This is a genomic window from Tistrella arctica, from assembly GCF_039630945.1.
In the GTDB taxonomy this organism is placed as follows: Bacteria; Pseudomonadota; Alphaproteobacteria; order Tistrellales; family Tistrellaceae; genus Tistrella; species Tistrella bauzanensis.
This window is the reverse complement of record NZ_JBBKTV010000005.1, coordinates 385,376-412,035: the sequence shown is the minus strand read 5'-3', so window position 1 is coordinate 412,035 and position 26,660 is coordinate 385,376. Positions and strand designations below refer to the sequence as shown.

At 67.2% G+C, this 26,660-nt stretch carries 22 protein-coding genes; 18 read left to right on the top strand and 4 right to left on the bottom strand.

The window, feature by feature from the left end; all coding sequences use genetic code 11:
- Nucleotides 1–107 precede the first annotated feature (107 nt).
- The 9 genes from kce to WG924_RS13425 all read left to right on the top strand — a co-directional run bounded on the left by kce (nucleotide 108) and on the right by WG924_RS13425 (nucleotide 12,539).
- Nucleotides 108–1,091: a 3,5-dioxohexanoate:acetyl-CoA acetone transferase gene (kce, locus tag WG924_RS13465; RefSeq protein ID WP_345933554.1), complete on the top strand. Its 984-nt coding sequence runs from the start codon at nucleotides 108–110 to the stop codon at nucleotides 1,089–1,091.
- 148 nt (nucleotides 1,092–1,239) lie between these two features.
- The gene (locus WG924_RS13460; protein ID WP_345933553.1) at nucleotides 1,240–2,868 is read left to right on the top strand and encodes an ABC transporter substrate-binding protein; all 1,629 of its coding nucleotides are present in this window, start codon (nucleotides 1,240–1,242) and stop codon (nucleotides 2,866–2,868) included.
- An 80-nt stretch (nucleotides 2,869–2,948) separates the two neighbouring features.
- Nucleotides 2,949–3,971 (top strand): ABC transporter permease, encoded by a 1,023-nt coding sequence (locus tag WG924_RS13455; RefSeq protein ID WP_345933552.1) that lies wholly within the window; start codon nucleotides 2,949–2,951, stop codon nucleotides 3,969–3,971.
- Nucleotides 3,968–4,816 carry an ABC transporter permease gene (locus WG924_RS13450; protein WP_188575995.1) on the top strand — a complete coding sequence of 283 codons (849 nt, stop codon included), beginning with the start codon at nucleotides 3,968–3,970 and terminating at the stop codon, nucleotides 4,814–4,816. Before WG924_RS13455 ends, WG924_RS13450 begins: the two co-directional genes overlap by 4 nt.
- Entirely contained in the window at nucleotides 4,816–6,534 is a 1,719-nt protein-coding gene (locus WG924_RS13445) for a dipeptide ABC transporter ATP-binding protein (RefSeq protein WP_372045160.1), read from the top strand. Before WG924_RS13450 ends, WG924_RS13445 begins: the two co-directional genes overlap by 1 nt.
- 46 nt (nucleotides 6,535–6,580) lie before the next feature.
- Nucleotides 6,581–7,303 (top strand): GntR family transcriptional regulator, encoded by a 723-nt coding sequence (locus tag WG924_RS13440; RefSeq protein ID WP_345933550.1) that lies wholly within the window; start codon nucleotides 6,581–6,583, stop codon nucleotides 7,301–7,303.
- A 156-nt stretch (nucleotides 7,304–7,459) separates the two neighbouring features.
- Complete coding sequence (locus tag WG924_RS13435; protein WP_345933549.1) at nucleotides 7,460–8,815, top strand: aspartate aminotransferase family protein; 1,356 nt, start codon at nucleotides 7,460–7,462, stop codon at nucleotides 8,813–8,815.
- A 77-nt stretch (nucleotides 8,816–8,892) separates the two neighbouring features.
- Entirely contained in the window at nucleotides 8,893–10,938 is a 2,046-nt protein-coding gene (locus tag WG924_RS13430) for a hydantoinase/oxoprolinase family protein (protein WP_345933548.1), read from the top strand.
- A 5-nt stretch (nucleotides 10,939–10,943) separates the two neighbouring features.
- Nucleotides 10,944–12,539 carry a hydantoinase B/oxoprolinase family protein gene (locus tag WG924_RS13425; RefSeq protein ID WP_345933547.1) on the top strand — a complete coding sequence of 532 codons (1,596 nt, stop codon included), beginning with the start codon at nucleotides 10,944–10,946 and terminating at the stop codon, nucleotides 12,537–12,539.
- 168 nt (nucleotides 12,540–12,707) lie between these two features.
- Here the strand turns inward: WG924_RS13425 and WG924_RS13420 are convergent, their stop codons facing one another.
- Nucleotides 12,708–13,379 carry a GntR family transcriptional regulator gene (locus WG924_RS13420; RefSeq protein WP_345933546.1) on the bottom strand — a complete coding sequence of 224 codons (672 nt, stop codon included), beginning with the start codon at nucleotides 13,377–13,379 and terminating at the stop codon, nucleotides 12,708–12,710.
- Nucleotides 13,380–13,509: 130 nt separating this feature from the next.
- Between WG924_RS13420 and WG924_RS13415 the strand changes: the two genes are divergently transcribed.
- The 8 genes from WG924_RS13415 to WG924_RS13380 all read left to right on the top strand — a co-directional run bounded on the left by WG924_RS13415 (nucleotide 13,510) and on the right by WG924_RS13380 (nucleotide 21,211).
- Nucleotides 13,510–14,379, top strand: a complete 870-nt coding sequence (locus tag WG924_RS13415) for an isocitrate lyase/PEP mutase family protein (protein WP_345933545.1) — start codon at nucleotides 13,510–13,512, stop codon at nucleotides 14,377–14,379.
- The gene (locus WG924_RS13410) at nucleotides 14,379–15,779 is read left to right on the top strand and encodes a 3-isopropylmalate dehydratase large subunit (RefSeq protein ID WP_345933544.1); all 1,401 of its coding nucleotides are present in this window, start codon (nucleotides 14,379–14,381) and stop codon (nucleotides 15,777–15,779) included. Before WG924_RS13415 ends, WG924_RS13410 begins: the two co-directional genes overlap by 1 nt.
- Entirely contained in the window at nucleotides 15,779–16,399 is a 621-nt protein-coding gene (gene leuD, locus WG924_RS13405; RefSeq protein WP_345933543.1) for a 3-isopropylmalate dehydratase small subunit, read from the top strand. Before WG924_RS13410 ends, leuD begins: the two co-directional genes overlap by 1 nt.
- A 55-nt stretch (nucleotides 16,400–16,454) precedes the next feature.
- Nucleotides 16,455–17,648 carry a 2-methylaconitate cis-trans isomerase PrpF family protein gene (locus tag WG924_RS13400; protein WP_345933542.1) on the top strand — a complete coding sequence of 398 codons (1,194 nt, stop codon included), beginning with the start codon at nucleotides 16,455–16,457 and terminating at the stop codon, nucleotides 17,646–17,648.
- Between the two features lie 56 nt (nucleotides 17,649–17,704).
- Nucleotides 17,705–18,697, top strand: coding sequence for a TRAP transporter substrate-binding protein DctP (dctP, locus tag WG924_RS13395; protein ID WP_345933541.1), 993 nt, complete (start codon nucleotides 17,705–17,707; stop codon nucleotides 18,695–18,697).
- Nucleotides 18,698–18,712: 15 nt separating this feature from the next.
- Nucleotides 18,713–19,240, top strand: a complete 528-nt coding sequence (locus WG924_RS13390) for a TRAP transporter small permease (protein ID WP_345933540.1) — start codon at nucleotides 18,713–18,715, stop codon at nucleotides 19,238–19,240.
- Nucleotides 19,237–20,520, top strand: coding sequence for a TRAP transporter large permease (locus WG924_RS13385; protein ID WP_345933539.1), 1,284 nt, complete (start codon nucleotides 19,237–19,239; stop codon nucleotides 20,518–20,520). Before WG924_RS13390 ends, WG924_RS13385 begins: the two co-directional genes overlap by 4 nt.
- Nucleotides 20,521–20,746: 226 nt before the next feature.
- A complete protein-coding gene (locus tag WG924_RS13380) occupies nucleotides 20,747–21,211 on the top strand; it encodes a carboxymuconolactone decarboxylase family protein (RefSeq protein WP_345933659.1) in 465 nt (154 codons plus the stop codon).
- A 43-nt stretch (nucleotides 21,212–21,254) separates the two neighbouring features.
- Here WG924_RS13380 and WG924_RS13375 read toward each other — a convergent pair whose 3' ends face one another.
- Nucleotides 21,255–23,882 (bottom strand): TonB-dependent receptor, encoded by a 2,628-nt coding sequence (locus WG924_RS13375; RefSeq protein ID WP_345933538.1) that lies wholly within the window; start codon nucleotides 23,880–23,882, stop codon nucleotides 21,255–21,257.
- Between the two features lie 297 nt (nucleotides 23,883–24,179).
- Between WG924_RS13375 and WG924_RS13370 the strand changes: the two genes are divergently transcribed.
- Nucleotides 24,180–25,103, top strand: coding sequence for an alpha/beta hydrolase fold domain-containing protein (locus WG924_RS13370; RefSeq protein WP_345933536.1), 924 nt, complete (start codon nucleotides 24,180–24,182; stop codon nucleotides 25,101–25,103).
- 59 nt (nucleotides 25,104–25,162) lie between these two features.
- Here WG924_RS13370 and WG924_RS13365 read toward each other — a convergent pair whose 3' ends face one another.
- Together WG924_RS13365 and WG924_RS13360 are read right to left on the bottom strand one after the other, a co-directional pair.
- Entirely contained in the window at nucleotides 25,163–26,104 is a 942-nt protein-coding gene (locus tag WG924_RS13365; RefSeq protein WP_345933535.1) for a FecR family protein, read from the bottom strand.
- 23 nt (nucleotides 26,105–26,127) lie between these two features.
- Complete coding sequence (locus WG924_RS13360; RefSeq protein WP_345933534.1) at nucleotides 26,128–26,616, bottom strand: RNA polymerase sigma factor; 489 nt, start codon at nucleotides 26,614–26,616, stop codon at nucleotides 26,128–26,130.
- Between the last annotated feature and the right edge of the window lie 44 nt (nucleotides 26,617–26,660).

Below are 26,660 nucleotides of genomic sequence, written 5' to 3'. Positions count from 1 at the left end.
GCAGATGCCTGCGCATCTGCCGGGCGGCGAGGGGATCGGTCGGCCTGATGCACCGCGACCGACCGGACCCGCGCCACCCTCCCCGCAGGATACGAAGGAACCACCCCATGGCCGGAGCGCCCGAAACCAACGCCGCGGATGCCGCCCCCGCGAAGAAACGCACTGCGCCCAAGAAGCTGATCATCAGTTGCGCCGTGACCGGGGCGGTTCATACGCCGACCATGTCGCCGCATCTGCCGTTCACGCCCAACGACATCGCGACCCAGGCCGTGGATGCCGCCAAGGCGGGCGCCGCGATCCTGCATCTGCATGCCCGTGACCCCGAGGATGGCCGGCCGAGCCCGAAGCTTGCCCATTACGAAGGCTTCGTGCCGCGTATCCGCCAGCAATGCGACGCGGTGATCAACATCACCACCGGCGGCTCCACCGCCATGACCATGGAGCAGCGGCTTGAAGGGCCGCTGGGTCTGGCGCCCGAGATCTGCTCGCTGAACATGGGCTCGATGAACTTCGTCTATTCCGACCTTGGCAGCCGCTATCAGGACTGGCGCTTCCCGTGGGAGAAGCCCTATGTCGAGGCCACCAAGAACGTGATCTTCCGCAACACCTTCGGCGATATCGAGACCATCCTGCGCGAGATGGGCGAGACCCGTGGTGCCCGGTTCGAATACGAATGCTATGACGTCGGCCATCTGTATACGCTGGCGCATTTCCTGGACCGCAAGCTGGCGACCCCGCCGCTGTTCGTGCAGATGGTGTTCGGTATTCTGGGCGGCATCGGCGCCGACCCCGACAATCTGGCGCATATGAAGACCATCGCGGACCGCCTGTTCGGCGACGCCTTCGAATGGTCGGTGCTGGCCGCCGGCCGCCATCAGATCAATTTCGCGACCATGGCGGCCGCGATGGGCGGCCATGTCCGGGTCGGCATGGAAGACAGCCTCTATGCCGGCCCCGGCCGGATGGCTCAGTCGAATGCCGAGCAGGTCGCCAAGATCCGCCGCATCGTGGAAGAGCTGGGCCGGCCGGTGGCGACCCCCGACGAGGCCCGCGAGATGCTGGGCGTGCGTCAGACCGCCGCCGCCGCCTGACCAATCTCTATCCCGTCCACATCCGGAGCCTGGCCAGGCGGGGAGCGCCGCGGGTTCCGGACAGGGGCGGGCAGACGACCGTCCTTGAAGCCCCCGAGACGGACGATTCCAAACAAGAACCGCACGGGACCATCGACAGGAGGCAGGAATGCTGCACACACGGCCAAGGGGGCGCATACGCGCTCACCTTTTCGCAGCGGCGGCGTCGGCGGCGCTGACGCTGATCGGCATCGCGGGTGCCGCCCAGGCGCAGAGCCGGGAAGAGACGCTGCGCGTCGTGACCGGCGGCCAGGTCAACAGCCTGGATGCCGGCATGCAGGGCATCACCCGCGACGGCTTCGGCCTGAACTGGAACATCTATGACCGGCTGGTGACCTGGGACCGCAAGAAGTTCGGCGACGGCTATATCTACGATTTCGACAAGATGAAGGGGGAGCTGGCCGAAAGCTTCACCATCAGCGATGACGGCCTGACCGTCACCTTCAACCTGCGCAAGGATGCGACCTTCCACGACGGCTCGCCGATCACGGCCGAGGACGTCAAGTGGTCGCTGGACCGCGCGGTGTCGCTGAAGGGCCCCGGCGCGCAGATGGGCACCGGCTCGCTGAAGTCGCCCGATCAGTTCAAGATCGTCGATCAGCACACCATCCAGGTGACCCTGGACAAGCCCGACCGGCTGGCCGTGCCCAATCTGGCGGTGGTGTTCCCGGTGATCCTGAACAGCGACCTCGCCAAGGAACATGCGACCGCCGAAGATCCCTGGGCCACCGAATGGCTGAAGGAAAATCAGGCATCGGGCGGCGCCTACAAGGTGTCGTCGTTCAAGGCCGGCCAGCAGGTGGTGCTGGACCGCTTCGACGACTGGAAGAGCGGCCCGCTGCCCTATTTCAAGCGGATCATCGTTCAGACCGTGCCCGAGGCATCGACCCGCGCCAGCCTGATCGAGCGCGGCGACGCCGACCTCTCGATCGATCTTCAGTCCAGCGACGTTCTGGCGCTGAAGGATCGTGACGCGGTCAAGGTGGTGTCGATCCCGCAGATCAACGCCTTCCAGATGATCGCCTTCAACACCCGCATGGCGCCGTTCGATGATCCGAAGGTGCGTCAGGCCGTGGCCTATGCCCTGCCGTTCGACGACATGTTCACGGCGGCGCTCTATCGTCGCGGCGCGCCGCTCTGGGGTGCCAAGTGGGAGAATGGCCTGCCGGATACCGGCAAGTTCCCGCAGCGCCTGCCGTTCTCGACCAATCTGGACAAGGCCAAGGCGCTTCTGGCCGAAGCCGGCCATCCGGGCGGTTTCAAGACCACCTTCTCGTTCAATGTCGGCTCGGCGGCCACCAGTGAGCCGATCGCGGCGCTGCTGAAGGAATCGCTGGCCAAGATCGGTATCGACGTCACGGTCGAGAAGGTGCCGGATGCCCAGATGGGCACCCTGATCTCGGAGAAGAAGCTGCCCTTCTTCACGGAAAGCGCCATCGCCTGGCTGCCCTCGGCGGATTATTTCTTCCGGGTGTTCTTCCAGGGCGAGACCCGCTGGAACTATGGCTCGTTCGTCGACGAGGAACTGGCCGAGCTGACCGCCAAGGCCCGCTATGAGCGCGACCCGGCGGCCTATGAGACGGCGGCACGCCGGATGGTGGCGATCGCCGCCGAGAAGGCGCCGGTGGTGATGCTGTGGCAGCCGGCCCTTGATGCGGTGATGGCCAAGGATATCGACGGCTTCACCTACTGGTTCCATCGCCAGACCGACTATCGCAGCCTGACCCGGGGCAAGTAACGTGGATGCGGCCCCGTATCGGTTTCCGGCCCTGGCGGCTGGAACGGTGCGGGGCCGCCATCCAGGACAGGAGACCCATCATGCGAACCATCGCATACCGGTCCGCCCGACGGCTGATCGCCGCCCTGCCGGTGCTGCTGGGCGTGCTGGTCTTCACCTTCGTGCTGATGCGGATGTTGCCCGGCGACCCGGCCGTGTTCTTTGCCTCGGGCCCAAGCTCGGGCGAAGCCGAGATCGAGGCGATGCGGGTGAAGCTGGGGCTGGACCGCTCGGTGCCGGAGCAGTTGCTGCTGTATCTGGGCGACGTCGTGACCGGCGATTTCGGCACCTCGATGACCACCGGCCGGCCGGTGCTCGACGATCTGTCGGAACGGCTGCCGGCCTCGCTGGAACTCACCATCCTGGCCTTGATCCTGGCGCTGGGCACGGCTCTGCCGCTGGGCATCCTCGCCGCATTGATGCCGGGCTCGATGGTCGATCACGCGGTGCGGATCGTGTGCACCGCCGGTGTCGCCATGCCGACCTTCGTGTCGGGGCTGCTGCTGATCTTCGTGTTCTATTACCTGCTGGGCTGGTCGCCCGATCCGACCGGCCGCATCGATGTCTTCCTGATCGCCCCGCCCGAGGTGACCGGCTTCCTGCTGGTCGACAGCCTGATCGCCGGCGATGGCGAGGTGTTCATGGCGGCGCTGGGCCAGTTGCTGCTGCCGGCCATCACCATGGCGCTGTTCGTGCTGGCGCCGCTGGCGCGCATGACCCGCGCCTCGATGCTGGCGGCGCTGGGGGGCGATTTCGTGCGCACCGCCCGCGCGCTGGGCCTGCCGGCCTGGAAGGTGGTCAATGTCTATGCCCTGCGCAACGCCATCCTGCCCGTGCTGACCACCACCGGCATCATGTTCTCGACCATGCTGGGCGCCAATGTCCTGGTCGAGAAGGTGTTTTCCTGGCCGGGGGTCGGGTCTTACACGCTGGACGCGCTGCTGGCATCGGATTACGCGCCGGTGCAGGGCTTCGTGCTGCTGATGGCGGGCATCTTCGTCATCGTCAATCTTCTGGTCGATCTCGCCTATGGGATCGCCGATCCAAGGGTCGCCATCGAATGAGCACCGCCACGCTGAAACATGTGGGCTGGGTTCTGCGCGGCAACCTGGTCACCGCGGCCGCGGCCGCCGCCGCCCTGATCCTGGTCATCATCGCCATCATCGGCCCCGCGATCGCGCCGCATGATCCGCTGGCGTCGAACGTCGCCATCGCCCTGACCCCGCCATCGGCCGATAACTGGTTCGGCACCGACCGGCTGGGCCGCGACATCTTCAGCCGGGTGCTGGTCGCGACCCGCCTGGATCTTGGTATCGCCATCGCCGCCGTGGCGCTGTCCTTCGCCATCGGCACCGCCATCGGTGGGGCGGCCGGTTATCTGGGCGGGCGCTTCGACAAGATCACCGGCCGCATGGTCGATGTGGTGATGGCGTTTCCGCTGTTCGTGCTGGCCATGGCGCTGGTCGCGGCGCTGGGCAACCGGGTGGAGAACGTGGTCTATGCGACCGCGATCATCAATCTGCCCTTCTATATCCGCTTCGCCCGCGCCGAGGTGAATGTCCGCCGCGAACTGGGCTGGGTGGAGGCGGCGCGCGCTTCGGGCAATGGCAAGATGGCGGTGCTGTTCCGCTTCCTGCTGCCCAATGTGATGCCGGCGATGATGGTGCAGATCTCGCTGAACCTGGGCTGGTCGATCCTGAATGCCGCCGGTCTGTCGTTCATCGGCCTGGGCGTGCAGCCGCCGACCCCGGAATGGGGCATCATGGTGGCCGAAGGCGCCCGCTTCATCACCACCGGCTATTGGTGGACCGTGGCCTTCCCCGGCCTTGCCCTGGTCGCCACCGTGCTGTGCTTCAACCTGCTCGGCGATGGTCTGCGCGACATGCTCGATCCGAGGATGCGGACATGATGGCGGAAAACGGCACAACTCTGGTCGACACCCGCCGCCAGCGGACCGCGCCAGCCACCGGCGAACCGCTGCTGTCGGTCGGGGATCTGAAGGTCAGCTTCTCCACCCGTCGCGGGGCGGTCGAGGCGATCCGCGGCATTTCATTCGACATCGCCGCCGGCGAGGCGCTGGGCGTTGTGGGTGAAAGCGGGTCGGGAAAATCGGTGACCGCCTATGCGATCACCGGCCTGCTGGATCGCGCCGGCCGCATCGATGGCGGGCGCATCGTCTATCGCGGCCGCGATCTGGTCGGCGCGTCGCGCGCAACGCTGAAGCGCCTGCGTGGCGGCGCCATCTCGATGATCTTCCAGAATCCGCGTGCCGCGCTGAACCCGATCCGCAAGGTCGGCGACCAGTTGGCCGATGTGCTGGCCGCTCATGAAGGCCTTGGCCGGCGGGCGGCGCTGGCCAAGGCGGTGCAGTTGCTCGATCAGGTGCGGATCAATGATCCGGCGAAGCGGATGGCGGCCTATCCGCATGAATTGTCGGGCGGCATGTGCCAGCGGGTGATGATCGCGCTGGCGCTGGCCTGCCATCCCGACCTGCTGATCGCCGACGAGCCGACCACCGGGCTGGATGTCACCACCCAGAAGACCGTGATGGATCTGGTGGCGACGCTGACCCGCGAGCGCGGCATGTCGATGATGCTGATCACCCATGATCTGGGTCTCGCCGCCGCCTATTGCGACCGGATCGCGGTGATGGAACGCGGCCTGCTGGTGGAGGCGGCGCCGGCGGCGGACCTGTTCGCGCGGCCGGGACACCCCTATACCCGCAGGCTGGTGGCGGCGACGCCACGCCGGACATCGACCTTGTCCGATCTGATGGCCGTCGCACCGGACGCGCTGGAGGCAGCCCCGGCCGACGCCGCCGGACATCAGGCGGCGGCAACCGCCAGCCCGGCGACGCCGCTGCTGGAACTGCGCGGGCTGTTCAAGCGTTTCGGCGACATGAACGCGGTCGATGATGTGAGCTTCTCGCTGAAGCCGGGCCAGGCGCTGGGGCTGGTGGGGGAAAGCGGATCGGGCAAGACCACGATATCGCGCATGGTCTGCCGGCTGCTGGACACGACCGGCGGCGAGATCCTGTTCGACGGCGAGGATATCGCCGGCGTGCCGGCCGATCTGTTCCACAAGCACCCGTTGCGCCGTGACATCCAGATCGTGTTCCAGGATCCGACCGACAGCCTGAACCCGCGCTTCACCGCCTTCGACAGCATCGTCGACCCGCTGCGCCGGCTGACCAGCCAGAAAAGCGGTGTCGCCCTGCGCCGGCGGGCCGAGGAACTGGCCGATCGGGTGGGGCTGCCCCATGACCTGCTCGACCGCTTTCCCCATCAGTTGTCGGGAGGCCAGAAGGCGCGGGTGGGCATCGCCCGGGCGATCGCCGTGGAACCGCGACTGCTTATCCTGGACGAGCCGACGGCGGCACTCGACGTTTCCGTTCAGGCGGTGGTATTGGGATTGCTCGATCGCCTGCGGCGCGAGACCGGGCTGACCTATCTGTTCGTCAGCCATGATCTGAACGTGGTTCGGATGCTGTGCGAGACGGTGGTGGTGCTGAGGCGTGGTCAGGTGGTGGAGGCGGGCGACAGTGCCACGGTCTTCGAGCGGCCGGCCCATCCCTATACGGCCGAGCTGATCGCGGCGATCCCCCACTTCGAACCGGATGCGGCGTGACCGGATGGCGCGGACGATGATGACTGGCCGGGGCAAGGAGACGGATGTGACCCGAAATCTGATGGATCTGGCTGGCATCGACAGGCCGATGAAGACCACGCTGCGCGACCAGATCTATACCCAGTTGCGATCGGCGATCATGGCGGGGCGGTTCCTGCCCGGGCAGCATCTGGGGATCATCGCACTGGCCGAGGCGCTGAATGTGAGCGCCATGCCGGTGCGTGAGGCCCTGCGCCAACTGGTGGCGGAAGGGGCGCTTGAGATGCTGCCCAATCGCATGGTCAAGGTGCCGGTCATGACCCATGAACGGTTCCGCCAGGTCCTGGGTATCCGCCTGCTGCTGGAAGGCCATGCCACCGAGCTTGCGGCGCCGGGGTTCACGCCCGCGCAATGCGACCATCTTCAGCAATTGTCGGATGGCATGACCGCGGCATTGCTGGAGAACGACGCCGAGCGTTATTTCGCGCTGAACCAGGACTTTCACTTCACGATCTATGCGGCGGCTCAATCCGACGTGCTGATGCAGCATATCCGCATGCTGTGGCTGAAGATGGGGCCGTTCATCCGCCTGAGTTACAGCCAGAGCGGCGTGAAGGCCACCGAGGTCAATCATGGCGAGGCGATCGCCGCCCTGCGTGCCCATGACGCGACCGCCGCCGCCAATGCCATCCGCATGGATCTGATGGAAGCCGCCGATGTGATCCAGGAGGTCAACCCCGCGGCCTTCACCGATACCGACGCCGTCGACATGTCCCTGGTGGATCTGTGATCGGCTGCTGAACGCCGACTACTCCCACGCAATAATGCCCCCGCGCCATGCCACCCGGCTCCGTTTCGGTCCAGCACGAATGACAGGGTGTGCGACTTGACAGGCCGGGGCATGAGCGTAAAGTTTGATCAAAGATCGAAGATACGAGGTTGCCTGATGTCAGGACGTCCCCATCGCTGGGTCAACCAGCATGCCCCAGCCCAGATCCTGCCCAAGGCCTTGCGCGGCGAGGGCGTTTATCTCCATGACGCCGATGGCCGCCAGTATATCGATGGCTCCGGTGGCCCGGCGCTGTTCTGTCTGGGACATTCGCATCCCGAAGTGCTCGATGCGATGCGCGAGCAGTTGGGTGCGCTGGAATTCGGCTATTCGACCACCTTCACCACCGATGCGATCGATGCCCTGTCGGAGCTGCTGGTGGAACAGGCCGGCGGCAATCTGACCCGCGTGTCCTATATCTCGGGCGGGTCCGAGGCGAACGAGACCGCGATGAAGCTGGCTTTGCAGTGCCAGCGTGCCCGTGGCTTCAAGGGGCGCACCCGGTTCATCGCCCGCAACCAGTCGTGGCACGGCTATACCCTGGGCACGCTGTCGCTGTCGGGCCATCCGGCACGGCGGGCACCCTATGAACAGGCGCTGCTGGATGTCATCCATATCTCGGCCGCCAATGCCTATCGCCCGATTGCCGGCGCCGGCGAGGGGCCTGAGGGATTGGCCGAGGCGCTGGCCAATGAGTTCGAGCAGGCGCTGATCGCGGCCGGCCCTGAAACGGTCGCGGCCTTCTTCTTCGAGCCGGTGGTGGGGGCGGCCGGTGGTGCTGTGCCGGCGCCGGCCGGCTATGCCCGGCGGATGCGCGAGGTTTGCGACCGCCATGGCGTGCTGATGGTGTCGGACGAGGTGATGTGCGGCGTCGGGCGCTGCGAGGCTTGGCGGGCGCTGGCGGTGGATGGTGTCGAGCCCGATATCATGACCATCGCGAAAGGCCTGGGTGGCGGTTATATGCCGATCGGCGCCGCGATCTATTCCGAACAGGTCTATCAGGACATCATCGCCGCCGACGGGAAGGTGGCGACGGTGCACACCTATTCGGGCCACACGCTGGCCTGTGCGGCCTCACTCGCGGTGCAGACCGTCATCCGCCGCGATGGTCTGGTCGAGAAGTGCCGGGCCGACGGGCTGGTGCTGCACGACATGCTGACCGATGCCTTCGGCGACAGCCCCTTCGTTGGCGATATTCGCGGTCGCGGCTTCTTCCGTGGCATCGAGCTTGTCGCCGACCGCGCGACCAGGGCGCCGTTCGCGCCCGATCTGGGTCTGGCCGCGAAGATCGCCGAACTGGCCTTCCAGAACGGCCTGATCTGCTATCCCTCGCCCGGCACCGCCGACGGGGTGCGTGGTGATCATGTGCTGCTGGCGCCGCCCTTCATCGCCAGCCACGACCATCTGGCCGAGATCGTCGACAAGCTGAAGCGGACCGTCGATGCGGTGCTGCCGGCCGTGAAGGCGGCGTGAGCCATGGCCGCGACCCTTTTGTCCCGCCCCCTTGTCCCGCCCCCTTCTGCCCCGCTCCCTTCAGCACGGATCGTTCCATGACCAAGTCTGTCACCCCGGACATCTCCCCCCGGCGCTGGCGGGTCGGCATCGACATCGGCGGCACCTTCACCGATGTGGTTGCGATCGACACCGCGAGCGGCGAACGCCGTCTCGCCAAGGTGCCGACGGTGCCGTCGGCCCCGTTGAGCGGGCTGGTCGCGGCGCTGGAGGCGGTGGGCCTCGGCTGGCCGCAGGTCAGTGAACTGGTCCATGGCACGACCCTGGTCACCAATGCGCTGGTCGAGGGCAAGACCGCGCCGGTCGCCCTGGTGACCACGCTGGGCTTCGAGGATGTGCTGTCGATCGCCCGGCAGAGCCGCCATACCCTGTATGATCTGGCGACCCTGCCGCGGCTGCCGGCCGATGTGCCGCCGGAATGCTGCTTCGGCTTCGATGAACGGGTCGATGCCCAGGGCACGGTGCTGAAGGCACCGACCACGGCCGAGATCGAGCGGGTGGCCCAGGCGGTGAAGGCCTCGGGCGCGGGCGCCGTCGCCGTGGCGCTGCTGCACGCCTATGCCGAGCCGGCCCATGAGGCGGCGCTGGGGGCACGACTGCGCGAGCTGATGCCGCATGTCTCGCTGTCGCATGAGGTCAGCCCCGAGGCGCGCGAATATGAACGCACGCTGACCACCGTGCTGAATGCCGGCGTGATGCCGCTGGCCTCGACCTATGTCGAGCGTCTGGGCGGCCATGTGCCCGAGGGCACCCATGTGCATCTGTTTCATTCCGCCGGCGGCATGACCTCGCTTGCGGCCGCCCGGGCACGGCCGCTCTCGCTGGCGATGTCGGGTCCGGCTGCTGGCGCGGCGGCCGCCGCCGGTGCGGCGGCCCAGGCAGAGATCGCCCGCGCGCTCGCCTTCGACATGGGCGGCACCACAACCGATGTGTCGCTGATCGTCGATGGCGTGGTCGAGATCGCAAGCAACCGCAAGCTGGCCGGCCGGCCGGTGCGCCAGCCGATGGTGGCGATCGAATCGATCGGCGCCGGTGGCGGGTCGATCGTGCGTTCGGCCCATGGCGGGCTGACCATCGGCCCGGACAGCGCCGGTGCCGATCCTGGGCCGGCGGTCTATGCCCGTGGCGGTGCCCGGCCGACCATCACCGATGCCAATGCGCTGCTGGGCTATCTGGACCCGAACCGGATTCTCGGCGGCTCGATCCGGCTGGATCTGGACGCGGCGGCCAAGGTTCTGGCGCCGATCGGCCAGGCGCTGGGGCGTGACACGGCGGGCACGGCCCTTGGTGTGGTTCAGGTCGCCAATGCGGTGATGGCGCGCGCGCTGCGGCGGGTGACGGTGGAGCGGGGCGTGGATATCCGCGGCTGCACGCTGATCGCCTTCGGCGGCGCCGGGCCGATGCATGCCTGCGGGCTGGCGCGTGAAGTGGGCATCGATCATATCCTGGTGCCGGGGGTGTCGGGCGGGTTCTCGGCCTATGGCTGCATCGCCGCCGAGCCCTCCTTCACCATGCAGCGCACGGTGCGCCTGAAGCGCAGCGACTGGTCGGAGGCGCGGTTCGACGCCGCATTGGCCGATCTGCGCGATCAGGCGGCGACGCCGCTGGTCGAGGCGGGCTTCGATCCCGCCCGCATCGAGGCGGCCGAGATCGCCCTGCTGCGCTATGTCGGCCAGTCGGATGCGGTCGAGGTGCCGGTTGCCGGCATGCGCGGCGCCGATGACATCGCCGCTGCTTTCCACGAAGCGCATGTCCGGCTGTATGGCTATGCCACCGACGAGCCGTGGGAAGTGGAATCGATCCGTGTGCGGGCCTCGGTGCCGGCGGTGGCGATCGCCGATGCGCCGGTGACGATGGCAGGCGAGACCGACGACCTGCCGGTCAACAGTCGCAATATCTGCTGGTTCGAAGGCTCCGGGCCGGTCGATACGCCGCGGATCGATCGCGAGCGCCTGGGCGTGGATGTCCGCGTTCAGGGGCCGGCGATCATCGAGGACGCGGTGTCGACCGTGGTGGTGGAGCCGGGGGCCGTCGCCTGGGCCGACCGGTTCGGTCATCTGCATATCCGTCTGGCTGGGAGCTGAAGCCCATGAGCGTCGATCCCTTCATTGTCGAGATCATCCGCAACGCCCTGACCTCGGCGGCCGAGGAAATGTCGCTGGTGGTGATGCGTTCGGCCCGGTCACCGCTGCTGCGTGAGGCGGGCGACCTGTCATCGGCCCTGACCGACCATCGTGGCGGGCTGATCGCCCAGGGTCATGACGTGCCGGTGCATCTGGGCGTGATGGCCTTCACCATCCAGGCCTTCCTGGCCCGCGTGCCGGCCGAAAGGCTGCGGCCGGGCGATGTCTGGATCCTGAACCTGCCGGATGTCGGCGGCAATCATCTGCCCGACGTCAAGGTGATCCGGCCGGTCTTCGCCGGCGACCGGCTGCTGGCCTTTGCCGTGCAACTGGCCCATTGGGCGGATATCGGCGGGGCCGCGCCCGGCAGCTATTATGCCGCCGCGACCGATGCCTGGATGGAAGGCATGCGGATTCCGCCCACCCGGATCTTCGCCGATGACAAACCCGATGACGAGAAGATCGGTCTGATCCTGGCCAATGTCCGCGGTGCTGCCGAACGGGAAGGCGATCTGCTGGCGCAGGTGGCGGCGACCCGGGTCGCCGGCCGGCGGATTCTGGAAATCGTCGAGCGTCATGGCGCCGATACCGTCGCCGAGGCGATGGCAGCGCTTCAGGACATCTCGGAAGCCCAGATGCGCGCGGCGATCACCGCGTTGCCGGATGGCGTTTATGAGGGGGTCGACTATCTGGATGATGGCGGCCCCGGCGATCGGCCGGTGGCGATCCGGGTCCGGGTGGAGATTGCGGGCGACCGGGCGCATTTCGACTGGTCGGGCACGGATGATGCCATTGCCGGACCGCTGAACACCACGCCGTCGATTGCCGGTGCGGCGGTGTTCTATGTGGTCAAGGCGCTGGCCGGATCGGCAATCCAGCCCAATGGCGGCTGCTATCGGCCGCTTGAGATCGTCACCCGCCCGGGCTCGGTGCTCGACCCCGGGCCCGACAAGCCGGTGGTCGGCGGCAATCACGAGACCTCGCAGCGGGCGGTCGATGCGCTGTTCAAGGCCTTCGAGCCGGTGCTGGGCGAGCGGATGACCGCCGGCGGCAACACCTCGGCCGGCTTGCTGATCTTCAGCGGCCCCGGCCCGAACGGGCGCTGGGCGACTTTCTATGAACCCCATGGCGGTGGCGAGGGCGCGCGCATCGACCGCGACGGCATGAGCGTGGTCCGCGTTCACCTGACCAATGTGATGAACACCCCGGTCGAGGTGATCGAGGCCGAATATCTGCTGCGCCTGGAACGCCAGACGCTACGCCACGGGTCGGGCGGCGCCGGTCGCCACAAGGGCGGCGAAGGTCAGGTGCGGGTCTATGAGGTGCTGGGCGACGGCATCTCGCTGACCACCATGTTCGAACGCCGGATCGTGCCGCCCTATGGCCTGCGTGGGGGTGCCGATGGCGCACCGGCGCGCGCAACCCTGGTGTCGGCCGATGGCCGGCGCACGGATCTGCCGGGCAAGGCGAACGTGCCGTTGAAGCGCGGCGACAAGGTGATCTTCGAAACTCCCGGCGGCGGCGGCTATGGCCCCGCATCCGGGATTGCGGCAGCGGAATAAGGGCACGCTCCTCCCCGGTCATGTCCGATCCAGACGCCGCTGCCGTGCATCCGCGGGGAGAGATGGCCTCCTCCCCCCCAGATCCTCGCGGATGCGACATCCCCCCGCACATGGCGACATGTGCGGGGGGTTTTTCGTTCCGGGCAGATCAGTCCGGCTGATGTCGGATCAGGGCTTGAGCCGGTTCAGTTTCGTCGCCACGGCCTCCTGCATGCCGAGCCCTGAGCGGCGGACATGGTCGCGCATCGCCTGGAAAGCGGCTGGCCCATCGCCACGACGGATGGCGTCGACGATGCGGTCATGGTCGCGGGCCGAGGTGGTGGCGCTGCGGCGAACCATCAACTGGTGGAACTGCATGCGGTAGATCGGCAGGGTCAGCCCTTCGGCCACCTCGCGCAGCTTGTTGTTGCCGGCCATCTCATAGATCAGCGCGTGGAAACGGGCGTTGTGGTCGATATAGCGCGGGCCGCCTTCGGCCTCGGCATCCGGTGCTTCGGCCATGATCTCGTCGAGCTTCCGGCGGTTGTCACCCTGGTCGATATTGAGGGCGGCAAGCTCCGCCGCCCGTGCCTCGACCGCTTCGCGGACCGAGAAGATCTCGGCGATGTCGGCGGCATCGAAGCGGCGGACGACCGCGCCGCGATTGGGCTGAATGTCGATCAGCCCTTCGCCGTTCAGCCGCCGGATCGCCTCGCGCACCGGGCCGGCGCTGACCCCCAGGCGCCTGGTGATATCGGCCACGATCAAGCGCTGGCCGGGGGCGAAACTGTGATCGCGGATGCCCGCGCGCAGCGCGTTGATCGTGTGGTCGACGACCGATTCTTCTGTGTCCTGTGTCATGCCCGTTCCGGTCATTCGATGCCTGTGACGAAATCATAGGACAATTTCTTCTCATAATCCAGTTGCCCGCCACACAGATCATGCTATAGGATCTTATTAAAATATGATGGTAACAAATTGGGAGGACGTGATGACCAAACGTGCCGCGCTGAAGCGGGCGATCGCCGCACCGGATCTGCTGGTGGCACCCGGTGCCTATGACGGACTGACCGCACGCCTGGTGGAACAGGCCGGATTCCAGGCGGTGTACATGACCGGCGCCGGCACGGCGGCGGCGCATGGCTTCCCCGATTACGGGCTGGTGACGGCGGGCGAAATGGTCGCCAATGCCGGGCGCATGGCCGACTGCACCACGATTCCGCTGATCGCGGATGCCGACACCGGCTATGGCAACGAGCTGAACGTCACCCGCACCGTGCGCGACTTCGAACGGGCGGGTGTGGCGGCGATCCATATCGAGGATCAGGTGGCGCCCAAGCGGTGCGGCCATCTGGATGGCAAGCAGGTGATCGCGCGCGACGATTTCGCGGGCAAGATCCATGCGGCGGTGCAGGCCCGGCGCGATCCTGATTTCGTCATCATCGCCCGAACCGATGCCCGCGCGGTCGCCGATCTGGACGAGGCGGTGGCACGGGCCAATGCCGCGCTGGCAGCCGGGGCCGATATGGTGTTCGTCGAAGCGATCCCCGATCTTGCCGAACTGGCCCTGGTGCCGCTGCGGGTGAACGGCCCCTGCCTGCTGAATGTCGTGCCGGGCGGCAAGACGCCGCATGTGGATGCGGCGGCGGCACAGGCGATGGGCTATGCCATGGCGATCTGTCCCGGGGTGCTGCTGATGGCGGTGCTGGCCGCCGCCGACGATGCCCTGGCCGGCCTGAAGGCCACCGGACTGCCGGTCGCGGCACCGATGGCGCCCGCCGTCGCCGAGATCTTCCGGCGTTTCGGCGCCGGCGAGTGGGATGCCCTGCGGCGAAGCTATGCGTCCGGGGCGGCGGCGTGATGGCGGGCCGCACGATCATCGACAAGATCTGGGACGACCATGTCGTCAAGGATCTGGGGGATGGCTGGGCCCTGATCCATATCGACCGGCACATCCTGCACGACCTGTCGGGTCCGCCGGCACTGGCCAAGGTGTCGGCCGCCGGCCGCCATGTCCGGGCGCCGGCTCTGGCCTTTGCCACGCCGGATCACGCCGTGTCTTCGGCACAGGGGCGGACGGCGGCCAGCTTCGCGCCCGGTGGCCGGCTGGTTGACGCCTTGCGCGCGGCAACCACCGCGGCCGGTATCCGGATGTTCGATCTGGGGCAGGACGGGCAGGGCATCGTTCACGTGACGGCGCCTGAACTGGGCATCTCGCTGCCGGGCCTGACCGTGATCTGCGGCGACAGCCACACCTGCACAAATGGCGGGGTGGGGGCGCTGGCCTTCGGTGTCGGCACATCGGAAAGCGCTCACGCCCTGGCGACACAGACCCTGCGCATGCAACGGCCGCGACGGATGCGTGTTCGTATCGATGGCAGGTTGGGCGGCCATGTCTCGGCCAAGGATCTGGCTCTGTACCTGATGCACCGGCTGGGCAGCAGTGCGGGCGTCGGGCACACGGTCGAGTATGCCGGCAGTGCCGTGCGGGCGATGGGCGTCGAGGCACGGTTGACCCTGTGCAATCTGTCGGTGGAGATGGGCGCGCGGTCGGGGCTGGTGGCCCCTGACGACACGGTGTTCGACTGGCTGGCCGGCCGCGATTATGCGCCCCGGGGCGCTGCGTTCGACCATGCGGTCGCGGTCTGGCGGGGGCTGGTGAGCGACGAGGATGCGGTGTTCGATCGCGAACAGATGTTCGACGCCGCCGAGGTCGCGCCGATGATGAGCTGGGGCACCAGCCCCGATCAGTCGATGGCCATTGACGGCATCATCCCGGATCCCGACCGGGCACCGGTTGCCCTGCGCGACGATATCCGCGCGGCGCTCGACTATATGGGGCTGGAACCGGGCCGTCCTCTGGCCGGCACGCCGGTCGACTGGGTGTTCATCGGCTCCTGCGCCAATGCCCGGCTGTCGGATCTGCGCGAAGCGGCGGCCGTCGCGCGGAGCGGCCGGGTCGCCGATGGTGTCACCGCCTGGGTGGTGCCCGGATCGGTCCGGGTCAAGCGGGCAGCCGAGGCCGAAGGGCTGGACCGGGTGTTTCGTGACGCCGGGTTCGACTGGCGCGAGCCGGGCTGCGCCATGTGCGTGGCGGCGAATGGCGAGCGGGTGCCGCCGGGGGCGCGCGCGGTGTCGACATCCAACCGCAATTTCGTCGGACGCCAGGGGCCGCGGGCGCGGACCCATCTGGCAAGCCCGGCCAGCGCCGCCGCGGCGGCACTGGCCGGGCGGATCGTCGATGTAAGGACGCTGCACTGATGTTCGATCCCGTGATCCGCATCACCGGGCCGGCGGCGCCGCTGCCGGCCGCCAATCTCGACACCGACGTGATCATCCGGATCGAGCGGTTGACCGCCGGCGACGACGCCGGCCTGGGCCGGTGGGCGTTCGAAAGCATCCGCTATCGCGCGGATGGTTCCGACGACCCGGCATTTCCGCTGAACGATCCAAGATGGCGCGCGGCGCGCATCCTGCTTGCCGGTCCGAATTTCGGCTGCGGCTCGTCGCGGGAGCCGGCGGTCAATGCGATCCTTCTGGCGGGCATCCGCTGTGTGATCGCCCCCGGCTTCGGCGACATCTTCCATGCCAACTGCTTTCAGAACGGCCTGCTGCCGATCCGCATGCCGCCAGACGACGTGGCGCGGCTGATGGGCGAAGCGGAGACCGGCGCCGACTTTACCGTGGATCTCGAGTCCTGCTCGATCCTGTCTCCGTCCGGCGTGTGTCGTGGCTTCGACATCGATCCGGCCCGGCGCGAGGCGTTGATGGCCGGGCTCGACGATATGGGGCTGACCCTGCGCCATGCCGACGACATCGCGGCCTGGCAGCGCGCCGACAGCCAGCGCCGACCATGGGTCTGGGCCCATGCACATGGTTGAGAAAATCGAAGAACGCGGCGGGGCATACCGGCAACCGCAGACGGGGGGACGAGACGTGCAGGACGACGAGGTGATCGAGATTCCGACAGTGCTGATGCGTGGCGGCACCAGCAAGGCCCTGTTCTTTCACGAAACGGATCTGCCGCCGGCCGGCGTGGCGCGTGACCGCCTGCTGCTGCGGGCGATGGGCTCGCCCGATCTGATGCAGATCGACGGGCTGGGCGGGTCGCGGCTGGTGACGTCGAAGGTCGCGATCATCCGCCCGTCGGATCGCCCCGATGCCGACGTGATCTATACCTTCGCCCAGGTCGACACCGATCGCGCGATCATCGGTTACGAGGGCAACTGCGGCAACATCTCGTCGGCGGTGGCGCCGTTCGCGGTGAATGAGGGCGTGGTGACGGCCGACGGCCCCGAGATGACCGTGCGGATCTGGAACACCAACACCGACAAGATCCTGCGTGCCAGGGTGCAGGTGGTGAACGGCAAGGCCCGGGTGCTGGGTGACTGCGCCATCCCGGGCGTGCCCGGCACCGGCGCCCCGGTCATGATGGATTACGCCGACACGGTGGGTGCGGGAACCGGCCGGCTGTTCCCGTCGGGCGCCGTGGCCGAGACCCTGATCCTGTCGGATGGCAGCCGGGTGCGGATCACGCTCTGCGATGTCGGCAATCCGGGTGTGTTCATCCGTGCCGAGGATCTGGGCATGGATGGCAGCGAGTTGCCCGATCGCATCTCGGCCGATGCCGCACTGGCGGCCCGGATCAGCGAGGTTCAGGCCCGGGCCGGTGTCGCCTGCGGCTATTGGGACGACTGGCGCGCGGTCGACCGGCCTGGGCTGCCGCAGGCGCTGCTGGTGATGCCGCCCAACGGTTTCCGCACATCCGACGGACAGGCGCTCGATGCCGGGCGGATGGATGTCTGGGGCCGGATGTTCTTTCTGGGCAAATGCCATGACAGCATGTCGGGCACCGGGTCGATGTGCTTCGCCGCGGCCTCGGCGGTGCCGGGCACGGTGGTGGCCGATGCGGCGGGTACCGGCCGCATCGCCGGCGGTCGACTGGTCATCGGCCATCCGCTGGGCGCGATGACGGTCGAGGTGGCGCCGCTCACGGCGGCCGATCCGATGGAAACCCGTTTCGAACGCCTGGGCTTTGCCCGCACCGCCCGCCGCCTGATGGCGGGCACGCTATACATTCCCCGCGACGACTGGCCGGAGCCGGTCGGCGTGGTCGGAGCGACCGGCTGAACCGGCCCGCGTCAGCACCTCACAAGAAAAATCCATCAGACCGACGGGAGGAAACCATGACCTTCACACGCCTTCTTGGCACCACCGTGCTCGCCTCGATGCTGGCCCTGCCGGCCCTGGCCGCAGATTATACCATGCGTATCAGTCACCAATGGTCGCCGTCACTGCCGACGGCACGGCTGCTCGACACCTTCGCCAAGACCGTCGAGGACGAGACCGGCGGCCGGATCGACGTGCAGATCTTCCCGGCCATGCAGCTCTACAAGGCCGACCAGCAGCATGCCGCCGTCGCTCAGGGCGAGATCGAGGCAACGGTGATCACCGACTTCATGATGGGCGGCACGGTGCCCGAAATGGTGGTGTCGCTGGTGCCGTTCCTGGTGCGGGACGAGGCGAAGGTGCGCGCCTATCCGTCGTCGGAGGCGGCGAAGATCCTTGAGGACAAGCTCCGGTCGCGCTTGGTCGAGCCGATCGGGTGGATGGTCGAATCCCGCAACGTGCTCTTCACCTCGAACAATCGGCCGCTTTCGGCGCCGGGGGCTTTCCAGGGGGTCAAGATCCGTGGCCTGACCCCGCTTTATGACAAGGGCCTCGCCGCGCTTGGCGCCATGCCGACCGCTATGCCCGCGGCCGAAATCTATCAGGCGCTGCAGACCGGCATCATCGATGCCACGGTCACCAGCACCTCTGGCGCGCTGGGCCGCAAGTTCTTCGAGGTGCAGAAATATGGTGTGGTGGCGCCGGGCATCTCGTTCGCGAAGAACGTGTTCCTGGTCAATCCCGGCTGGTGGCAGGATCTGCCCCAGGATATCCGCGCCGTGATGACCCGGGCCGCCGGCGTGATGTGGACGACATCGGTCGAGGAGAACATGGACCCGCTGGCCGATCCGGCGATCGAGGGTTTGAAGAAGAACGGCATGGAGGTGACCGTGCTCGACGACAGCCGGACGGCGGCGCTCGCCGCCGTGATGGCGCCGCCGGTGATGAAGGCTTTTGCCGGTATGGGCAAGGACGCCGCCCGCGTCATCGATCTGTCGCGGGCCGAGTGACGCCGGATGGCCGCCATGCCCGCGCCCGAAAGGCTTTTCACCCGGCTCGTCCGCCAGACGGTCCGCGCCACCCACGCCATCGCCTCGGCGGGTCTGCTTGGCTGCCTCGTGCTGGTGGGCTGGTCGGTCGTCTCGCGCTATCTGCTGAACGCGCCCATCCCGTGGGTCGATGATGCGGTCGCCTTCGCGCTGGTCCTGATCGTCACCCTCGGCGTGGCCGAGGTGGCGCGGCGTGACGACCACATCGCCGTCGACCTGCTGACCTCGCGTTGCGGACCGCTGGGGCGCCGGGTCACGGGTATTCTCGGCGCGCTCGCCACCATCCTGCTCTGTGTGGCGCTGGTCTGGCAGGGTTGGGCATCGGCCGATCTGGCCCGGATGATCGGCATCACCATCGGCGGCACGCTGGAATGGCCGGTCTGGCCCTTCATCCTGATGCTGTCGGCGGGCGCGGTGCTGATCGGGCTGGTCGCCCTCGACGGCCTGATCCGGCTGGTGCTCGACGGGGCACCGCCCGCGACCGACGAGGGAACCGCCGGATGACCCTGATCCTGCTTCTGGCTGGGCTGGTGCTGCTGTTGCTGACCGGCCTGCCGATCTATGTCGTGCTGATGATCTTCGCGGGTGGGCTGGAACTTGCCAATGGCGGGTCGCTCGCCTCGTTCCCGGCGGTGATCGTCGGCGAATTCGCCCAGTATCTGCTGGTCGCCATCCCGCTCTTCGCCTTCATGGCCCATGTCATGATCAAGAGCCGGATCGTGGACGACCTGTATGACACCGCTTTCGTGCTGACGCGGCACCTGCCGGGCGGGGTGGGGATCGCCACGGTGATGGCCTGTGTGGTCTTTGCCGCCATCTCAGGGTCGAGTGTGGCGACGGCACTCACCATTGGCGCGGTTGCCATCCCGCAGATGCTGAAATTCGGCTATACCCCGCGTGCCGCCTATGGGCTGGTCGCGGCCGGCGGCACGCTCGGCATCCTGATCCCGCCATCGGGTCCGCTGCTGCTCTATGGCGTCACGGCGGATGCATCGATCGGCCAGTTGTTCATGGCCGGCGTGCTGCCGGGGCTGCTGCTGGCTGGATTGTTCGTGGCCTGGACGGTTGTCTCGTCGGGGCTGAAAAGCCGCGGGCCCCGCGAGCCGCGGGCCTCTCTCCGGGAGGCGCTGGGTGCGATCCGCAAGTCCTTCTGGGCGATGACCCTGCCGGTCTTCGTGCTGGGCGGTATGTATGCCGGCATCTTCACCGCCACCGAGGCGGCGGGAACGGGGGCGCTCCTGGCACTGGCGATCGGCGCCGTCGTCTATCGCACGCTGGATCTGCGGGCGATCTGGGCCGCGGTTCAGGATGCCTGCCGGACCACGGCGATGCTGTTCATGATCCTGGCCGGCGCCTCGATGCTGAACCATGTGCTGACCAAGATGCGCCTGCCGCAGGAGATTCTGGAAATCGTCGCGCGGGCCGATCTGGGGGCGGTGGGCTTCATTCTGTGTGTCATGGCGCTGGTCTTCGTGCTCGGCATGTTCCTTGAGGCGATCTCGATCATCCTGATCACCACGCCGGTGGTGGCGCCGGTGCTGCATCAACTGGGCGTGCATCCGGTCTGGTACGGCATCCTGCTGGTGATCAACCTGGAACTCGCGATGATCACGCCGCCGGTCGGGCTCAATCTCTTCACCATCAAATCGATCACCCGCGCGCCCTTGTCCGAGATCATCATGGGCACGCTGCCCTATATCGCCATTCTGATGGCGGGGCTCGGCATCCTGATGATCTGGCCCGGCATCGCCTTGTGGCTGCCGGCCACGATGATGGGGCGCTGACGCGAGACCGCGCCCGCGGAAGCCTCCCCCAGATCGTCTGTTTCCGCGGGCGTCACTGCACCCCCCGTGCCCATTGTGGGCGCCCCCACGCCCATTGGGTGCGGGGGGTGTCTTTTATCTGCCGGGCAGGTCGAGAAATATCGATCCGCCATGTCACATCCGCCGGTATCGGCGCGTCTTGAGGATGATGCCCCCGCATCGGACACCGAGACGGATGGAGACGATGATGACACCGCGCCTGGAAAACCACATGACAGTCGCTCCCGCCGGGATCAAGGCGATGGTCGCCCTTGAGACCAGCATCAGGGCAAGCGGGCTTGAACATGCGCTGCTCGAACTGGTGAAGCTGCGCGCCTCGCAGATCAATGGCTGCGCCTTCTGCATTCATATGCATGCGACCGACATGCGCCGGGCCGGCGAGGTCGAAATGCGCCTGCACATGCTGAATGCGTGGCGGGAGTCGACGCTCTACAGCCCGCGCGAACGCGCGGCGCTGGCCTGGACCGAGGCGCTGACCAATCTTGCCGCCACCGGCGCGCCGGATGCCGATTACGATCTGGTCAAGGCGGCGTTCACGCCCGCTGAGCAGGTCAATCTGACGCTCGCCATCGGTGCCATCAATGTGTGGAACCGCCTGCAGGTCGGATTCCGCGCCGCGCATGACGTGGGCGGCCCGCTCGATCCGGCGTGAAGCCGCGCCGGCCTGAACGGTCGTTCAGGCCGGCCGCACCGGTTCAGAACTTCAACGTCGCCGAGGCATAGATCGTGCGCCCTGGCCCCGGCTGCTGGACCAGACTCAACGGGTCGACATAATAGCGGTCGGTGAGGTTCTGCACCCGGATGCCGGTCGTGAGGTTATCGGTCACCTCAAGCTCGGCGAACAGATCGACCAGGGTATAGGGCTTCCAGTCGATCATGGAAATGAACTGCGAGGCGCCCTGCGCGGTGACGTCGCCATGGCCGATGGCGCGGGCGCCGATATGGGATGCGCGACCGCCGATGGTCAGGGCGTCGTCGAACAGGCGCTGGGACAGCATCAGATCGACCATGTATTCGGGCGGCACCTGATTGGTGGCGTAATCGGCATAGAGCGACTTGTTGCCGCAACTGTCCGACGTTCGGCAGAATTCCACATCCAGATAATAGTTGGCATTGAGTTCGGCGGTGAAGCCGTCGATTTCATAGCGGCCCGAGAATTCCAGCCCCGAGAAATGGGCCTGATCGATGTTGTGGATGTGCAGGCCCGATACGCCGTTCACCGTATACCATTCGCGGGCGATATAATCCGACACCGTCCAGTCGAAGAAGCCGAACTTGGCCATGGCCTGATCATCATCGGTGAGCACCCGGTTCTGGCGGTGATTAACCCCCAGTTCCCAGTTCCGGGACCGCTCGGGCACCAGAGCCTTGTTCACATTCATCGTGAAGGCCGAGACCGATTCGATGATGCTGGGCATGCGCAGCGCATCGGACCAGTTGACATAGAACTGCGTGTCCTTGAACGGCTCGACCGTGATCCCGAGCGCCGGGCTGAAGCCGCCATCATCCAGTGCGTTGTCATAGTCATAGCTCGGCCGCGCCAGCTCCGGCTCGTTGCGGTCCTCCGACCAGAAATGCTGATAGCGCAGGCCGCCATTGACGGTCAGCCAGTCGATCGGCTGCCATGCCGCCTTCACGAAGCCGGCCGCCTCCTGCCGGCTGCCGTCGCGCAGATCGAGCCAGTTTTCCAGTTCGGGCGTATAGGCGCTGGGCCGGGTATCCTCGTTCTGATACGACAGACCATAGGTCAGCCCCAGCGACCCCATGCCGGTGTCGAGCCGGGAGGCATTGGTGACGTCGGCCCCCCACATCACCGTGTCCGATCCGGTGCGGTAATTCGCCGGCAGGCCGTAATCCTCGGGCTTCGGGAACATCACCTGAGTGCGGCGCGGGTTGCGCATTTCGAGCTTGGTCTGCCAGAGGCCGGCCTTCAGGTCGATAAGCTCGCCATCGTCCGGCAGCCAGCGGTATTTCAGCGAATAGGCGTCGACCTTGGCGCCGGCGGTCTGGTCCTGCTGCACCGCCTGACCACGCTCGCTGGTCAGGCGCGAGGCCAGAAGGTCGCCGGCCTCGCTGTTGAAGCCGTTATAGCCAAGCTGAATGCTGTGTTCATCCCCCAGACGCAGCGTGCCCTTGGCCAGCCAGGACTTGGTCTCAAGCTGGGTGTTCAGAACCTCTTCGCCGGCGCGATAATTGGCGATGCCACCATTCTCGATATAGTCGGTGTAGTCGACGCCAGGGCAGTATCCGCTTGAGTAGCAGTATTCGCGCGGGCCGGTGCTGACCGGATCGGCGGCCGGGCCATGTTCGCCCGCATGATAATTGCCCTGGCGGCGATAGGCATAGCCGACCACCAGATCGATGCGGTCTTCCTTCAGGGCGGCAACCACACTGCCCGACCCGCTGGTCGGCTCCAGCAGCGATGGCCGGTCCATGCCGGCGGCGCTGGCGGTGGCGACCGGTTCGGCATAGGGCGAGTTCGGCCAGGCATAGCCGCCGCGCTGGCCGGTGCTGGGCGAGGCGGTGTTGGTGCCGAAGCCGCCCTTCAGGCGGATGCCCAGGTTTTCGCCTTCCGAGACGATGTCATCCGCCCCCAGCGTGGTCATGGCCACCGTGCCGGCGATGCCGCTGGATGCCACGTCCGACCCCCTGGTGATATCGATGCCGGACAGGAAATCCGGATCGACGAAGCTGCGGTTCGATACCCCCTGATAGCCCTGATACACGGTTACGGCATTCGAGGTGCCATCGACCGTAACGGCGACCCTGCCCATGCCCTGCATGCCGCGGATATTGACGTCGATCGAGCCGGCGCCGTTGCGCGCCTCGCCCGACATCACGCCGGGCACGCCACGGAACATGTCGGCCGGGCTGCTGCCGCGATAGCGTTCGATCGTCTCGGCCGGAACATAGCTCTTCGGTGCCGCCGTCTCATAGACCTGCGCTGTGCGGCCGGTGGCGCCCGACACCACCAGCGGCCCCAGATGTTCGGGCGACATCCCGGCGGCATCGTCCGGCGCCGCCATGATGATGACCGCATCGCCGCTGAGCCGGTGGGTCAGCCCGGTTCCGGCCAGCAGGTGGCGGAGCGCGTCGTCGTCGTTGAAATTGCCGTGCAGAGCCGGTGCCATCCGATCGCGCAGCAATCCGGCATCGGCGATGATCTGCCGCCGGCTGGTTTCCGAGAACCGCAGCAGGGCCGAGGACAATGGCTGGGCGTCGATGGCGAATGGCCGTGCGGTGTCCTGCACCTGCGCGCGCGCCGGCATCGGCATCAGCGCCGCGACCGGCAGTACGGTGCCGGTCAGCAGAACGATCAGCATGGCGCGTGTGCCCTGTGCCGCGGCCGGGGTCCGGGGCGCGCGGCCGGTGCCTCGATGATGGGTCTGACGATATGCCCGCACGGGGTCGATCCTTCCTGGTCTGATGCCTCATGGCTGGCCGTTGCTGCGGCCTTCATCAAGGTCAGACACCCGGCAGGGCCGGGGTAATGACTGGCGGGTGCAAAAAAACGCGGCGGTGGCGGTGGGGCGATGCGGGCTCGTATCCATGGCTCGTCACAGGCTATGCTGCGAGCACGCCCCATGATGGCGACCCAATCTGATGAAAGGGCATGTGCGGTGCCGAGCCTCGCCAGCCGCCTTCTGCCGCAGCTTGTCGCCCTGACCGGGGCGAAGCGTCTGTTCTCGGACCCTGAAAAGACCGCGCGCAGCATCGAGGACAGCCGTCTGCGGCCCAGCGCCTTCGGGCCGCCGAAGCGGCTGGAACGCCGGGTGCGGATCACGGTCGACCATGATGGCGGCTGGCCGGTCTATCGCGTGGCGCCTCTGGGGCAGCCGTCGGGACAATATGTGGTCTATGCCCATGGCGGCGCCTGGATCCGCGAGATACATCCGCTGCAATGGCGGCTGGTGGCGACCTTGGCCCGACAGAGCGGTGCCACCATCATCGTGCCGATCTATCCGCTGGCGCCGCGCGGCACGGCGGGCGTGGTGGTGCCGGTGATGGCCGATATGCTCGCCGATCTGATCGGGCAGCATGGCGCCGGGCGGGTCAGTGCCCTGGGGGATTCGGCCGGCGGCCAGATCATGCTGTCGGCGGCCCTGCTGCTGCGCGAGCGGGGTGTGCCGGCGCTGCGCCACACCATCCTGATCTCGCCGGCGCTGGATCTGACCATGGCCAATCCGGAGGTCGACCATGTTGAACCGCAGGATCCATGGCTGGCGCGGGCCGGCATCCGGACCGCGATCGAGCATTGGCGCGGCACGCTCGCGCTCGACCACATGCTGGTCAGCCCGCTGTTTTCGGATCTGAGCGGGCTGGGTGGCCTGACCATCTTCAGCGGCCTGCGCGACATCACCAATCCCGACACCCGGCTGCTGGTGGCCAAGGCGCGTGCGGCCGGTGTCGCGGTCGACTATCACGAGGCGCCGGGCCTTATCCATGTCTATCCGCTGCTGCCCTGTCCGGAAGGCCGCGCCGCCCGGCAGGTGATGATCGATGTGCTGCGTGAGAGCAGATCCCGCTCAGGTGGAATCACTTGAGCGGGCAAAGATGCTCGATAAACTTATAACTCTAGCGCCGGGCGGCGTTCGCGATGTTGTCAGGCCGATCGCACCACGACCAGACCGGCCATGCGATGCATCCGGACCGGCAGGGTTTCGGCGATGATGCCGAGGGCACGGTCGATATCGGTCAGGTCGAACACCGCGGTCACCGGCAGGGCTGCCGCCCGGCGGTCGGCCAGCAGGATCGGCCCGTGGCGATGGCGGCCAAGGTCGTCGAGCACCTCGGCAAGCGGCACATCCTCGAACACGATCCGGTCATGGCGCCAGGCAAGGACGTCCTCCGCCGCCCGCTGCATGGCGCGTTGCATGCCTTCATTGGTGAAGCGGACATCCTGGCGTTGCCTCACGACGAAGGGCGCCGCCGCATCGGGTATCACCGTGATCTCGCCGTCGATCGCATAGACGGTCGAGGCCCGGGCACGCGCGCGCAGATCGAAGCCGGTGCCTGTGGTGGCGACACGCCCCTGCGCGGTGCGCGCCACGAAGGGGCGGGGATCGGGCCTCGGCTGAAACCAGCCTTCGCCATCATGCAGGGTGACGTCGCGACGCTGGCCGGTATAGCGGATCGACAGCGCCGAGCGACTGGCGAGTTCAACACGGCTGCCATCGGGCAATGTCAGCATCCGCCGCTCCGCCACCCCGGTCGTCGCATCGGCCAGCAGGCGCGCGGGCGATACGAGTTGCGAGCCGGCAGCACCCACTACCAGAACCGCGCCGCCGGTCAGCACCGCACGACGGCTGATCCGGCGCCCATCCGACCTGAGCCCGCCCGCCATGGCGTTATAGGCGGGTTTGACCGCATCGAAGCGCGCCCACAGCGCTTCCGCGCGCGCATAGGCCTCGGCCCGCCGCTCATGTCCGGCAAGCCATCTGGCGAAGGCGTCACGGTCTGCATGGGCGACCGGTTCCTCTTTCATCAGCAGGAACCATTTCATGGCCTCGGCCTGCTCGCGGTCGTGGGTGATGTCATCGGTCATGCCACGGCCATCCTGATCCGGGGTCACCGCAGCATGCGGTCCAGATCGGTCATCGCCTGCACGATCTGCGAGATGACGGTGTTGCGCGACACGCCCATCCGCAAGGCAATCTCGTTATAGGTGAGGCCGGCAAGCTTGTTCAGCACGAAGCTCTGGCGCCGGCGCGGCGGCAGGGCGTTGATCGCCGTCAACAGCCGCCGGACCTCGTTGCGGTGAATGGCCGTGGCCTCGGGCGAGGCCGCCGGATCGGCGATCCGGGCCATGCGGTCGTCGGACAGCATCACCTCGGCACGGCGCTTTGCATCGCGCAGATAATTCAGGGCCAGGTTGCGCACCGCCGTGGTGACATAGGCCTGGCTGACCGGCACGTCGTGGCGGAGCAGGTTGACGAAGGCCTGCTGGACAAGATCCTCGGCCGTGGTTGCATCGCCTGAGAGTCGCCGGGCGATCCGCCGCAGACGATCGCATTCCGCACCATAGAGCCGGCCGATCGAGAGACTGTGCGTGCCCAAGCTGTCCGCCCCCTGACACATGGCTGGATCGGGTGATGTTGGCG

Bases quoted from the DNA above. Each gene is read 5' to 3' on its own strand.
- WG924_RS13380 (WP_345933659.1), top strand. From the start codon at position 20,747: ATGACACCGCGCCTGGAAAACCACATGACAGTCGCTCCCGCCGGGATC.
- WG924_RS13390 (WP_345933540.1), top strand. From the start codon at position 18,713: ATGCCCGCGCCCGAAAGGCTTTTCACCCGGCTCGTCCGCCAGACGGTC.
- kce (WP_345933554.1), top strand. From the start codon at position 108: ATGGCCGGAGCGCCCGAAACCAACGCCGCGGATGCCGCCCCCGCGAAG.
- WG924_RS13420 (WP_345933546.1), bottom strand. From the start codon at position 13,379: ATGACACAGGACACAGAAGAATCGGTCGTCGACCACACGATCAACGCG.
- WG924_RS13450 (WP_188575995.1), top strand. From the start codon at position 3,968: ATGAGCACCGCCACGCTGAAACATGTGGGCTGGGTTCTGCGCGGCAAC.
- WG924_RS13430 (WP_345933548.1), top strand. From the start codon at position 8,893: ATGACCAAGTCTGTCACCCCGGACATCTCCCCCCGGCGCTGGCGGGTC.
- leuD (WP_345933543.1), top strand. From the start codon at position 15,779: ATGTTCGATCCCGTGATCCGCATCACCGGGCCGGCGGCGCCGCTGCCG.
- WG924_RS13435 (WP_345933549.1), top strand. From the start codon at position 7,460: ATGTCAGGACGTCCCCATCGCTGGGTCAACCAGCATGCCCCAGCCCAG.
- WG924_RS13375 (WP_345933538.1), bottom strand. From the start codon at position 23,882: ATGCTGATCGTTCTGCTGACCGGCACCGTACTGCCGGTCGCGGCGCTG.
- WG924_RS13385 (WP_345933539.1), top strand. From the start codon at position 19,237: ATGACCCTGATCCTGCTTCTGGCTGGGCTGGTGCTGCTGTTGCTGACC.
- WG924_RS13455 (WP_345933552.1), top strand. From the start codon at position 2,949: ATGCGAACCATCGCATACCGGTCCGCCCGACGGCTGATCGCCGCCCTG.
- WG924_RS13365 (WP_345933535.1), bottom strand. From the start codon at position 26,104: ATGACCGATGACATCACCCACGACCGCGAGCAGGCCGAGGCCATGAAA.
- WG924_RS13425 (WP_345933547.1), top strand. From the start codon at position 10,944: ATGAGCGTCGATCCCTTCATTGTCGAGATCATCCGCAACGCCCTGACC.
- WG924_RS13460 (WP_345933553.1), top strand. From the start codon at position 1,240: ATGCTGCACACACGGCCAAGGGGGCGCATACGCGCTCACCTTTTCGCA.
- dctP (WP_345933541.1), top strand. From the start codon at position 17,705: ATGACCTTCACACGCCTTCTTGGCACCACCGTGCTCGCCTCGATGCTG.
- WG924_RS13445 (WP_372045160.1), top strand. From the start codon at position 4,816: ATGGCGGAAAACGGCACAACTCTGGTCGACACCCGCCGCCAGCGGACC.
- WG924_RS13415 (WP_345933545.1), top strand. From the start codon at position 13,510: ATGACCAAACGTGCCGCGCTGAAGCGGGCGATCGCCGCACCGGATCTG.
- WG924_RS13410 (WP_345933544.1), top strand. From the start codon at position 14,379: ATGGCGGGCCGCACGATCATCGACAAGATCTGGGACGACCATGTCGTC.